This window comes from Citrobacter sp. CK180, from assembly GCF_030333655.1.
Taxonomy (GTDB): domain Bacteria; phylum Pseudomonadota; class Gammaproteobacteria; order Enterobacterales; family Enterobacteriaceae; genus Citrobacter_B; species Citrobacter_B koseri.
In genome coordinates this window covers 83,730-96,395 of record NZ_JAOWFM010000048.1, presented here as the reverse complement: position 1 = coordinate 96,395, position 12,666 = coordinate 83,730, and the positions used below count along the sequence as shown (strand labels likewise).

The following is a 12,666-nucleotide window of genomic DNA, read 5'->3' as shown; positions in this document are numbered from 1 at the left end:
CTCTGATGGTCACTCAGCAAATCGACGGCCCGCTGCTACAGGTCAGCAATGTTGATATTGAATACCGTACCCGTGAACGGCAAGTGCGCGCGACGCATGATGTCAGTTTTGATGTCTGGCCTGGCGACCGCTTTATTTTGCTTGGGCCGTCAGGCTGCGGGAAATCAAGCCTGTTGAAAGCTACAGGCGGTTTTCTCGCCCCGCGCAGCGGCCACATTTCACTTTCGGGAACGCCGGTTAGCGCTCCCGGCCCGGAACGCATGATGGTATTCCAGGAGTTCGACCAACTGCCGCCGTGGAAAACCGTGCTGGAAAACGTCATGTTTCCTCTGCTGGCCAGCCGGAAAGCCAGTCGTTCACAAGCAAAAGAGACGGCGCTGCATTTCCTCCACAAAGTCGGGCTGGCAGAATTTGCCGACGCCATGCCCCATATGCTCTCCGGCGGGATGAAGCAGCGCGTCGCCATTGCACGGGCGCTGGCAATGAAACCACGCATCCTGCTGATGGACGAGCCCTTTGCCGCGCTGGATGCGCTGACCCGACGCACAATGCAGGAAGAACTGCTTGCGCTCTGGGAAGAAGAGCGCTTTACCCTGCTGTTCGTCACCCATTCGATTGAAGAAGCGCTGGTGGTGGGCAGCCGTATCCTGGTGCTTTCGCCGCATCCAGGGCGCGTCAGGGCGGAGCTTAACTGTCATCAGTTCACGCTTAATGATTTCGGCAGCGAGGCGTTTCAGCACGCTGCGCGCCATATTCACCATCTGTTATTCCCGACAATCGGGAACAGTCCGTCTCACTCATCCGGCGAGGAGCCAGAGTATGTCCCAGCCACCGTACATTCGTCCTGAATTCGAACGCGAATTACCGCCGCTGCGCAATCTGCCGGTGGAAACGCCACTGCCTTTAAACCAGCGCCTGTGGAATCAGACGTGGCTGCGCAAGTGTCTGATTGTCGCCCTGGTGCTGGCGCTATGGGAGATCGCCGCGCGCATCCAGCAAAACGATCTGATGTTGCCCGGGGTACTTCAGACGTTGCAGGCGTTTAGCGAAGACATGCGCAATGGCGAACTGCCGGAAAAAATCGTCAACTCACTCAGTACCCTGCTGAAAGGGTATCTGGCAGGCAGTGCGCTGGCGCTGATTGCCAGCGCGCTGGCCGTGACCACCCAGTTTGGCCGCGATCTGCTCAGCACATTAACCGCGATGCTAAATCCGCTGCCAGCAATTGCGCTGCTGCCGCTGGCTTTGCTGTGGTTTGGTCTGGGGAATGCCAGCCTGATATTTGTGCTGATACATTCAGTGATGTGGCCAATCGCGCTGAATACCTGGTCCGGCTTTAGCAGCGTACCGGAAACGCTACGCATGGCGGGGCGCAACTACGGCCTCAGCGGGCCACGCTATGTGATCACGATTCTTATTCCGGCATCGTTGCCCGCTATCCTGTCCGGGCTCAAGATCGGCTGGGCGTTCGCCTGGCGCACGTTGATTGCCGCCGAACTGGTATTTGGCGCGTCCAGCGGCGAAGGAGGCCTGGGCTGGTATATCTTCCAGAATCGCAATGAGCTGTTCACCGACCGGGTATTTGCAGGACTGTTAACGGTAATCGCGATTGGCCTGCTGGTGGAAGGCGTGGTATTCGCCAGTCTGGAAAAGATCACGGTGAAACGCTGGGGGATGCAGCGTTAACCCCTCCCCCGCGTTCTTTGCAGCCGGACGTTGTCCGGCTTAGCGCGAAATGGTCTTAGTTCCCTTTTTGCTTTTCACGTAGCCACGGCGTTCTGGCGATCAAGACCTGCTCACACTTTACCGATAGCGGTTTCATGAAAGACGACAGCCTTTCGATGCAAATCAGAATCCCAAAATACAGCATCACCGCCTGGGTCGCATTCAGTACCGACATATCGATATTGGCGCTGACAAATATCACCACCACATGCTGCAACAGCATAATAATGTAGGCCCGCGACGCCAGGCTGGATAACCCCTGCCGGAAGCGATCCAGATTAAACAGAGGATGAATCAGCGGGTATCCCGCCAGCAGAATGAAGAGGAAGGCCGCAGCAAACAGCAGGCTTGAGGGTTTCAGAGGAAACAGCACTTCCCGAACCGGTAGCTGATCGATATGCGCCACAATCACCCCGGTCACCACCAGCAGCAGGCTGACTGACGCCGCCTGAAGACGGTAGCGCGTGAACCACGGCTGAAAGTGTATGAACAGCATCCCGAAGGTAAAATCACTCACCCGAACCTGTGCTGACCAGTAAGGGTTCACGATGCTTTTATCATATGCCAGTAGCGTAACGACGACCGCCGCCAGCATCGTACAGACCGGAAAACGGACAATGGCCCAGTAGATCACCGGAGAAACGGCGTACAGCAGGATAATACAGCCAATAAACCACTCTCCGGTGAAGTATGCGGTATTGATGTCGTAGACACCGTGCAGATAATGGTCAAACCCGAGAACGGAAGGCAGCAGCGAGTGAAATGCACGCTTCCCGGCGAGCACGTCAGCCAGCGGATTGCCGGGATAGAGGAAAAACACGCTCAGGATGAGGAACAGGATCGCCATTGAGAAATAAGCGATGTTGTAGGGAAGCAGGATCGAATAGACGCGTTTCAGGTAATACTCCTGCACAGAGTATTTACGCAGCGACAGGTAAGCCAGCGCGCCGGATATCATGAAGAAGAAAGAGACGCCCAGCCGCCCTATTCCTCCGGTCAGGTATTCGCGCGGGAACGTCAACACGGTACTGGTATCGAACATGTAGCTGTAATGCGAGGTAACAACCAGCAGTACAGCCAGAATGCGGAGAATATCAAAAAAATAATTACGTGTTGTTTGCATACTCTTTCTTGTTAACAAGCCAGCAGACAACATGACAAAGGTCCGGTTGCATACTGGGAAAATGACCAGGCCTGTTCAAGGATAACGTGTAGATTACGCTTGCGTGATACTTTGCAGATCCCTCAGCATCCTTCTGAGGCACTTAAGTTTGTTTTTATCCCGTATAACGCTCCAGAACTTGCTCAACTGAAAGAGCGTCTTATCCCCAAAGCCGTCAATAACTTTGAAGCGGTACTCCTGACGAGCATCGTCCCAGGCATAAACAATATTTTTGCAATGCAGCGAGTTGATAATGACGTCTGTATGAATAAACCACGCTAAAAAAGCGTTGAGCTTACTGAATTTCTCCGCGTCCAGTTCGTTGTGCTTTGCAAGGTCATACAATGTTCTGGCAATGTTGCCCTGTTGGTCATGCTCTTTGACGATAACCTGCCCAATCCCTTTATCTGTCTCCACTAGCCCTTCAATTTTCTGGATGAAGAGCGAGTCGGTTTCGTCGCGCGGCTTGCACTCTTTGACGTCCCGATAGACTTCACGAAGCTTACTTTTATATTTGGGAATGCTCGGGATGACGACTTTGATCAGTAGTTGATGATTGTGCGGATGCTGAAAGACGTAACGATCGTTCCCTCTGGCCAGTAAATCATTTTCGGTCAAGGTAAGCTTTTTCATACAGTGTTGACTCATAAAAGAAAAAAACAGACTGGCCCATGCAAACGAAGAGATGGCGTTACGTCATATCCTGGTTACAGCCGAGACAGTTTAATGTTAATAACCTAAACGGCAGGTCAATGAGTCATGAAGTCGGCGGACGGTTCACGTCCGCCGGAAGGCTATCAAAACGTCACGTTCACTTTTCCCCAGAATGTTCTTCCCGGTTCATTCACTGACGTATTCGCGGAGTAACCAAAGCTGCTGTTACCGGCAAGGTTCAGATGTTCGCTGTAAGCTTTATCAAACAGATTATCAACGCCCGCGCTGAGTTTCACAGACTTGTTCAGCCGGTAGGCCGCATTCGCGGAGAATATGGCGAACCCCGCGCTGCTATCAAAATCTTTACCCACGACGTTCCCTTCGTTAATTGCGACACGATGCTGGCTGCTGACCAGACGCAGCAGACCGGTACTGCTCCAGTCGCCGCGTTCCCATGTCAGACCCAGGCGCGCTTCAAGCGGCGGAATCTGCGGCAATGGCTGATGGTCGTCGGTATTTCGCCCCCAGGAATAAGCAAGGCTGGCATCGGTTTTCCATGTTTCGGTCAATTGATAGCCGATGCCCGCTTCTCCCCCCATGATGGTCGCATTGACGTTATCAACCTGACTTATACGGGGATGATGAGGGTCGTAACGGAACAGAATAAAATCATTAACCCGGCCAATATAGGCAGAAACCCAGCCGTTAAGACGCTTACCGGTATACTGCGCGCCAATATCAAGCTGAGTCGTCTTTTCCGTTTTGACGTTATCGAAAACATCTGCCGACCCGTCAGGGCCATAGGTGGGAGAAAAAAGCTCCCAGTAGTCGGGGAAACGTTCGGTATAGCCGATCCCCGCGTAAAACATCACGGGCATCTCCGCCAGATTATGCTCAACGCGCACAAACCCGGCCGGTAGTAGATCCGTGCGCTGCGAGGAGCCGGTGTCAGTGAAATTGTCCACCACTACGCGATCAAGACGCGCGCCACCTGTCACTTTGCTTTGCTCCGTCGCAAGCCAGGTCAATTCACTGAATAAACCATAGTCGTGAAAACGGGCGTCTTTGTCCCAGCGATCATCATCTTTACTGCGATGCGTGCTCAGTTGCGTATCAACGCCGCTACGTAACTCATAGTCTGACCACAACCACGTTCCCATCATCCGTCCGCCAACAGTACGGCGATCCAGCTGCATTGCCATTGGCATACTCATCGAATGCATGGCAGAACCGTGTTCCATTGCCGAACCCATCGCCGAACCCATGCTTCCTGACATATTCATGCCGGGAGCGCGCAGCGAGTAGTTATCCATAACGTGATTCGCATAGTTGTAGTAGATATTCGCTTCTAACTTATCAAATACCTCGCCGATGCCGGATTTCTCAAACCGCATCCCCAGGCTTTCACGCCTGAACCGGGAGCCGTCCATACTGCGCCCGGCATAGCGGGCTTCACCGTCGCCTTTACCCGCCGTCATTTCCAGTAGCGTGTCTTTGTCTGGCGTCCAGCCCAGCGCCATATCGCCGTTCCATTTATCCCATTTCGACGGCACGCGGTCGCCATTGCCATCTTTGTAGTCACCCGCCCGGGATTTGTTGCCGATAAGCCGCAAATAGCCGTCCTCACTTCCCAGACTGATGTCCGCATTTTCATCCCAGCGGTTATTCGAGGCGGCAAGGACGCTGGCCGTCCCCTGAATACCGGGTTTATCAAAACGCGGCTGTTCCCGGTCAAAGCGGAGGGTTCCCGCAGAGTTGCCCGGCCCCCAGAGCACGGTTTCCGGCCCCTTTATCAGGGTCAGCACATCAAAACTTTCCGGGGAGATATAAGAACTCGGCGCATCCATACGTGCCGGGCAGGCTCCCGGCATTTCGCCGTTATCGGTCAAAATTCGCAGACGAGAGCCAAACATCCCGCGAAAGACTGGATCGCCGTTTGTCCCGCCATTGCGAATTTGCGAGAACCCAGGGATCGTTTTCAGATAATCAGAGCCATCGCTGGCGGGAACGGGCTGACGAGGCGTTTTTGGCGACGTGACGATTTCCAGCGGAGAGGCGACCGGCGCGGTCACAATCATTACCGAATCATCCGCCATTTTTGCATGATCGTGCTGTTCGCTTGCCCACGCCGCCTTTGCGGTCAGCGCGATCAGAACCAGAGAGGCCAGAGGAGTAAGCCCGAAGTATTGCCGTTTCATAACATTCCTTACTGTTTTTCAGGCGCAACGACGCATTGCCCGTCAAAAGGGCAAAACGCTACGCAATGTCTGTTTTTTTATTGTTTAAAACGAAAACGGAAATACAGCAGGCGGCGCGCGAGCGCGCTGAGGCGCCCACGGGCGGAAGATAACGGAAAGGTGTAATGGCCGTACCGAACAACAGATAACAAACAGCAGCAACAGCCAGAGCAAGAACACCAGCGCAAACTGGACAAACGGCAGATGTACCAGCAACTGGCAGTACCCGCAGACGATCTCTTCCACGGGCGACATCGCTTTGCCGGACATCATCTGGTGAGCGACCGAAAGAGAAGGCTCACACGGCACAGAAGCCGCCATGTCATGGTGCGAGCCTGACGACATCATCACCATTGAGTGCGACGAGTGCTCACAGTCGGCCTGGCGGGCAATTGATTTTGAAATAACGGGCGCAATAAACAACATGGCGACGGCAAATAATGCCAGCCATGCTGTTATTCGGTTGATTCGCGTTCGCCCGTGCAAAACGTTACCCGGAGTTGAGGTGTTTGCCAGATTGTAACTGATTTACATTCGCAATATCACAACTAATTACAGGGGAACAGGTGATTCATAGCCCCACACATCACATCTCGCTCCCCTGACCTGCGCTAAAACTTATAGTGCTCTTTACTCAGGCCATATTTCTTCATTCTGAGATAGAGCTTTTTACGGGGAATTTGCAGGTACTCTGCCACTTCGTTAATGCGCCCCTGATGGATATTCAGCGCTTCGGTGATGATCTGCCGTTCAACGTCTTCAACCCGCTGGTCAAGCGGCGTCGGCTCACCGACGTGCATCTGTGGATTCGCCGTTTCCGCGAGCGGCAATACCCCCACGGCAAACAGTTCGGCGGCGTTCGCCAGTTCACGGACGTTGTTCGGCCACACCCGGCGCATCATCCCCTTCAGCAGGTCGTTATCCACCTCCGGCACCGGATGATTTAGCCGTTGACAGGCTTTCTGCAAATAGTGATGGAACAACGGCCCGATATCATCAGGTCGCTGTGACAGGGGCTGACAGGCGATTTGCGTCATGGCGAAACAGTAATAAAGCTCCGCCACAATCTGGTTGCTGGCCGCCAGCTCCACCAGCGAAGCGTTGCCGATACCGATCAGGCGAAAAGGCCGCCGCTCCAGACTCTGCAACTGCACCAGTTGATGCTGCTGTTCGCGGGTCAGATTTTCCGGGTGACTTAATACCAGCGTCCCGCCCTGAACCTGCGCGATAAGCTCATTAAGTTTTTGGGCACTGGCAGGGGTCAGTTCGCAGTAAATAAAAGGGCCCCCGGCGTTACGCCCCAGCTGGTGCAAATAGCGCGCGCCGGTCATGCGGCCGGTTCCCGGTTCGCCGTAAAGCCAGACCGCAATATCCGTTTCTGCCAGTTGCTGTAAGCGCTGACGATACTGATGCGTCCATTGGCTGCGCCCAATTAGCTCAACCTGCAACTTCTGCTGGCAGTACTGGCGACGCGCTATCACCGATTGCCTATGGCGTAACGCCGCCTCAACCAGCGAGAGTAACTTGCCCGGGTCTACCGGCTTTTGCAGGAAATCCCAGGCCCCTTTTTTCACCGCATCCACCGCCATAGGCACGTCGCCATGTCCGGTGATAAGCAGAATCGGCAGTTGCTCGTCATCCTGATGAAACAACGTCATCAAATCGATGCCGGAGCAGCCAGGCATGCAGACATCACTCAACACGATACCGGGCCAGTCCTTCTGCACCCACTCCCGCGCATCAAAGGGATTATTGCAGACACAGACGCGATAGCCCGCCTGCTCAAGCAACTGTGTATAGGCATCAAGCACATCGGCATCATCATCAATCAGCAGAATCGAACATTCATTACTCAACATCTTTTACATCCGTCACATTGAATTGCAGCACCACGCAGGCATTTCGCGTCAACGTGGACGCCAGGCGCAACGCGCCTTCCATTTGCGTCATCAGCGAAACACAAATCGAAAGCCCAATGCCCAGCCCCACATCTTTACTGGTCGTAAACGGCTTCAGTAATGAGGGTAGCAAGGCCGCAGGCCAGCCGGGGCCATTGTCGGCAATCAACACGCACAGCGTATCGCCCTGAATTTGCCAGCTCACCGTAATTGCCGCCGCGTTCGGGCAGGCGTCGAGCGCATTCGCCAGCACGTTCACCAGCACCTGCTGGATGCGTACTTCATCACCGCTGACCCAAACGGTTTCATCCGGTATCGCGAGCGCCCCCTGCTGAGGCTTATGGCGCATCGCCAGCAGTTCCCACGCCGCCGTAAACGTCTGACGCAAATCAACCGGATGCAGCGGCGTTTCCAGTTCAGCACGACGGGTAAACTGGCGCAGCGAGCGGATAATCGCGTCAATGCGGTTAATCAGCCCTTCCGCTTTGCTTAACGTCGTTCGCGCCTGTTCCGTCTGCCCCTGTTCAATCGCCCGCCCCGCCGTAAACAGATACATCGACAGCGCATTCAGCGGCTGGTTGATCTCATGCGCCAGCGTGGTCATCGTCTGCCCGACCACCGCCAGTTTTGCCGTCTGGATCAGCTCGTCCTGGGTGGCGCGCAGATCGGCCTCAATCGCTTTTCGCTCGGCGATCTCCTGCTCAAGTTGCTGTTTTTGCGCGTTAAGCTGACCCAGCGTGTGGCGAAGCAAACCCGCAATCCGCCCCAGCTCATCCCGCCCATACACCGGAATCGTGGCATCCGTCCGCCCTAAACCAATCTGCACCACCGCCTGATTCAGCGCGGTAAAGCGTTTCACCAGCCGCGAACGGATAAAATAATGGTTCAACACCCACGCCAGCAGCAGCGCCAGCAGCGTCGCCACCAGAATCAACCCGCCGCTAACGCGGACAATCTGCTCCATACGCTGATTAAACATCTGCATTTGCTGGTGACTGCTGCCAAGCTGGGCCTCAAGCAGCGTCCTGAAGCGCCCCAGCGTCGCTTCTCTGGCGCGGCTGGCATCCACTAACGCTTTTTGCGCGGCGACATAGTCGCGCATGGTGTCCGGCATTTTATTTTTCACCATGCCAATTTCCAGCAGCTCATCAATGGTTTGTCGCAGGGTAATCGTGCTCGGCCAGTCATTCAGCGCACGAATATTTTCATCCGCCGTTTTTTTCAGGTTTTCGAGATAGCGGATATGCGTCTCAACCAGCATGCCATCATCATTTCCAGACTTCAGTTCATTGAGCCTGTCGCGCAGGTCGTCAACAATTTGATTCTCGATGCGCGCCAGCGTATAGACCTGCTGCTGCTCGTTCTGTACTTCACGGGAGCGTTTCAGGTACTGCGCCGCATCGCCTTGCCGGGCTTCAATCTGATCCAGCAGCGTTCCCTGTTGCCAGGTGAAATCCTGCACCAGAGAATTCAGTTCGGTGGTGAAATCGTCGTGAAGCCAGTCAATACGCGCAGACAGCTCACCCACCTTTTCACGTACCAGAAACATGTTGTAGAGCACGCGATCCAGTTCCGACAGCAGCGCGCGGCTGTCCTGCAAAATCACCGCCAGCTGCTGGCGTTCTGCGGGTGACAGCCCCTGGCTCAGCCGCTCGATTCTATCCAGATGTTGAATAATCTGGTTGCGCAGTTGCAGGCGCACCGTGGTGTTCGGCGCCAGCAAAAACTCATTCAACTGATCCACCACCAGATTGAGATTCCCTTCAATCAGAAAAGCAGAATGGATGCGGGGAAAATACTCATCCAGCGAATAGCGTATTTGCGAGCTTTGCTCATGCCATGAATAGAGGCTGACGCTGCTGACTATCAGCGTCAGCAGCGCCCCCATCAGGAAAGCGCCCCGTAAACTGCTGCTGATGCTGATTTGCCGCAGACGTTGCAGCATTGACCCGCCCTTCATTTCAGTTCTTCCAGTTTATTGATAGCCTGACGCTGATTGTTGAGAAACCAGATCTGCCACTCCATCATTTGCTGCTCAGCAAAGCTCTTATTGTCGAACTGCGCCAGCCAGGCTTCATCTTCACTGCTTACCGGATCGACCGGCACACGGGTTAGCAGCGCGCGTATTTCAGGCAACGGGCGCTTAAGGCGGGCTTCCGCGCTGTGCAGCGCTCGCCAGGCATCTTTCAACTGGGCGAGACGAAAGCTGATTGCCGTATCAAACATACGCTGAACCAGACGCTGACGTTTCAGGATCAGCCGATAATTTAACGGCGGTTGATTCATCAGCACCGCCTGTTGCGCTGCCCGTGGGTTTCCTGCCGCCAGCGGCGTAACCGGATATTTCCCCGTATTGGCGTCAGCGAGGATCCGCTGCCCTTCCGGGCTTAGCAGATAGCGAATAAAACGCCGCGCTTCGATGGCATGCTGGCTGTTTTTGAGTACCGCGACATAGGTGGGCGAAACGGCCGACTGCGGAAAGTAGGTAAAGGCCAGATGAGGATCGTTCAGCAGCAGATTGGCATAGTTATCAATCACCGGGCCGGCCACGCCCAGCCCGCTTTTTATTTTATCCGCCACGCCAAAGCTGCGTGATGAAATCGTCACGAGGTTTCCCGCACTCGCTAACAACGTTTCCCATCCCTGCGCCCAGCCTTTTTGTTGCAACAGCGCCTCCACCATCAGGTGGTTGGTATCCGAGCGCGATGGGCTGCTCATCAGCAGCGCCCCCTGATATCTGGGATCGGTCAGGTCGTCCCAGTCCGTTGGCGAAGGCAGATGCCGTGCAGTCAGCGCCGAGCGATTAATCAGCAAACCGAATCCCGAGATAGCCACGGCAACGGAGGTTGAACGGATCGATTCCGGCACCAGATGTTGACTGACTGACGGCGCACCGTTGAACGGCGCCAGTTTTTGATGTTCCTGAAGATGCTGAAGCAACATCGGCGACGAGGTCAGAATCAGATCAACGTTTTCTGCATTTGCCGTATCAAGCAACTGTTCCAGCGAGGCGCTGGTGCGATTGAGCGTGCGAATCATCACCGACCCCGGCTCCGTCTGCCAGCGCTGGATAATCCACGCGGTGGCGCTGGGGGAAAATGTTGTCGCCATCACCAGTTCATTGCTTTGCGCCGCACAGGGTCTGAACAACGCGGTCAGCAGCAGCAACGCGAACGTTTTGCTAACCATCCCGCCCCGACGAAGAAACATGTTTGTGATCCCGTTCATAAATATTGAGATATCGAAAAAATAGCGTTGAGACAAAACTTACCCGTTTGTGACGATTAGCGGATGAATAACCACTATCGTAAAAATATTCGTGCTGGCATCCGAAAATACCAGCAAAGATTACCAGATAATGAATGTGGAATTTGTTAATATCCGCACAAGCCAGACATAAATTCAGCGCCTGATTAATTACGCCGCATTTCACTCATTCAAAACGTGTCAAAAATAACCTTTCAATTCATCATTTTGAGTCAATTTTGACACATTTCATCGACTTGAGTTTCATGGCCGCTTATTTCACTCTTCATGCCGAATACTCCTGATGTTCATACCAATATAAAATACAGGTGACGACATGTTATCAATATTTAAAACAGGGCCATCGGCGAATAAAGTTCCTGCTGAGAAAATTCAGGCAACTTATGGTCGATACCGTATGCAGGCGCTGCTTAGCGTATTTCTGGGCTATCTGGCGTACTATATTGTGCGCAATAACTTCACATTATCCACGCCTTACCTGAAAGAACAGTTAGACCTGAGCGCCACGCAGATCGGTTTGCTCAGCAGCTGTATGCTCATTGCGTACGGAATCAGCAAAGGCGTCATGAGCAGCCTCGCAGATAAAGCCAGCCCGAAAGTCTTTATGGCCTGCGGCCTGGTGCTGTGCGCTATCGTAAACGTCGGATTGGGGTTCAGTACCGCATTCTGGATCTTCGCTGCGCTGGTTGTCCTGAACGGCCTGTTTCAGGGGATGGGCGTCGGCCCCTCTTTTATCACTATCGCTAACTGGTTCCCGCGTCGGGAGCGTGGACGTGTGGGGGCGTTCTGGAACATTTCGCATAACGTTGGCGGCGGGATTGTCGCCCCGATCGTAGGTGCCGCATTTGCAATCCTCGGCAGTGAACACTGGCAGAGCGCCAGCTACATTGTTCCGGCCTGCGTGGCGGTGGTTTTCGCCCTGATTGTACTGCTGCTTGGTAAAGGCTCGCCGCGTGAGGAGGGCCTGCCTGCGCTGGAAGAGATGATGCCGGAAGAGAAAGTGGTGCTGAAGACCAGACACGCCGTAAAAGCGCCGGAGAACATGAGCGCATTCCAGATCTTCTGCACGTACGTGCTGCGTAACAAAAACGCCTGGTATGTCTCCCTTGTGGACGTGTTCGTCTATATGGTGCGCTTCGGCATGATCAGCTGGTTGCCTATCTACCTGCTGACGGTGAAACATTTTTCCAAGGAACAGATGAGCGTCGCCTTCCTGTTTTTTGAATGGGCGGCCATTCCTTCTACCCTGCTGGCCGGCTGGCTCTCCGACAAACTGTTCAAAGGTCGTCGGATGCCGTTAGCCATGATCTGTATGGCGCTGATCTTCGTCTGCCTGATCGGTTACTGGAAAAGTGAATCTCTGCTGATGGTGACGGTTTTCGCGGCGATTGTTGGCTGCCTGATTTATGTCCCGCAGTTTCTGGCCTCCGTCCAGACGATGGAAATTGTTCCCAGCTTTGCCGTAGGTTCAGCCGTTGGCTTACGCGGATTTATGAGCTACATCTTTGGCGCCTCGTTAGGCACCAGTCTGTTTGGCGTGATGGTGGATAAAATGGGCTGGCACGGCGGTTTCTATCTGCTGATGGGCGGGATCGTCTGCTGCATTCTGTTCTGCTATCTCTCTCATCGCGGCGCGCTGGAACTTGAGCAACAGCGTAAGAACACTCAGCAGGAAGACGCCTCTTTAACACTGGCCGACGCACAATAATCACCTACACCAGGG

At 54.2% G+C, this 12,666-nt stretch carries 10 protein-coding genes; 3 read left to right on the top strand and 7 right to left on the bottom strand.

The genetic code is table 11. The features are described 5' to 3' along the window. The first annotated feature begins 5 nt into the window (after window positions 1–5). A complete protein-coding gene (locus OGV50_RS11470; protein WP_012132939.1) occupies window positions 6–848 on the top strand; it encodes an ABC transporter ATP-binding protein in 843 nt (280 codons plus the stop codon). Beyond that, window positions 820–1,686: an ABC transporter permease gene (locus OGV50_RS11465; RefSeq protein WP_012132940.1), complete on the top strand. Its 867-nt coding sequence runs from the start codon at window positions 820–822 to the stop codon at window positions 1,684–1,686. Before OGV50_RS11470 ends, OGV50_RS11465 begins: the two co-directional genes overlap by 29 nt. 55 nt (window positions 1,687–1,741) lie before the next feature. Here the strand turns inward: OGV50_RS11465 and OGV50_RS11460 are convergent, their stop codons facing one another. From OGV50_RS11460 to pgtC, 7 genes are all read right to left on the bottom strand, one after another. Next, complete coding sequence (locus OGV50_RS11460; protein WP_012132941.1) at window positions 1,742–2,848, bottom strand: acyltransferase family protein; 1,107 nt, start codon at window positions 2,846–2,848, stop codon at window positions 1,742–1,744. 93 nt (window positions 2,849–2,941) lie between these two features. Further along, window positions 2,942–3,520: a PhoP regulatory network YrbL family protein gene (locus OGV50_RS11455; RefSeq protein ID WP_012132942.1), complete on the bottom strand. Its 579-nt coding sequence runs from the start codon at window positions 3,518–3,520 to the stop codon at window positions 2,942–2,944. Between the two features lie 164 nt (window positions 3,521–3,684). Then, window positions 3,685–5,739 (bottom strand): TonB-dependent copper receptor, encoded by a 2,055-nt coding sequence (locus OGV50_RS11450; protein WP_200092436.1) that lies wholly within the window; start codon window positions 5,737–5,739, stop codon window positions 3,685–3,687. A gap of 84 nt (window positions 5,740–5,823) precedes the next feature. After that, complete coding sequence (locus tag OGV50_RS11445; RefSeq protein WP_075203725.1) at window positions 5,824–6,264, bottom strand: DUF2946 domain-containing protein; 441 nt, start codon at window positions 6,262–6,264, stop codon at window positions 5,824–5,826. Between the two features lie 125 nt (window positions 6,265–6,389). Beyond that, entirely contained in the window at window positions 6,390–7,637 is a 1,248-nt protein-coding gene (gene pgtA, locus OGV50_RS11440; protein WP_049008883.1) for a two-component system response regulator PgtA, read from the bottom strand. Next, the gene (pgtB, locus tag OGV50_RS11435) at window positions 7,627–9,621 is read right to left on the bottom strand and encodes a two-component system sensor histidine kinase PgtB (RefSeq protein WP_370906227.1); all 1,995 of its coding nucleotides are present in this window, start codon (window positions 9,619–9,621) and stop codon (window positions 7,627–7,629) included. Before pgtB ends, pgtA begins: the two co-directional genes overlap by 11 nt. Window positions 9,622–9,632: 11 nt before the next feature. Beyond that, a complete protein-coding gene (gene pgtC / locus OGV50_RS11430) occupies window positions 9,633–10,865 on the bottom strand; it encodes a phosphoglycerate transport regulator PgtC (protein ID WP_286488561.1) in 1,233 nt (410 codons plus the stop codon). A 394-nt stretch (window positions 10,866–11,259) separates the two neighbouring features. On the opposite strand from pgtC, the gene pgtP reads away from it, so the two are divergent. Beyond that, a complete protein-coding gene (gene pgtP / locus OGV50_RS11425) occupies window positions 11,260–12,651 on the top strand; it encodes a phosphoglycerate transporter PgtP (protein ID WP_024130464.1) in 1,392 nt (463 codons plus the stop codon). Window positions 12,652–12,666: the final 15 nt, after the last annotated feature.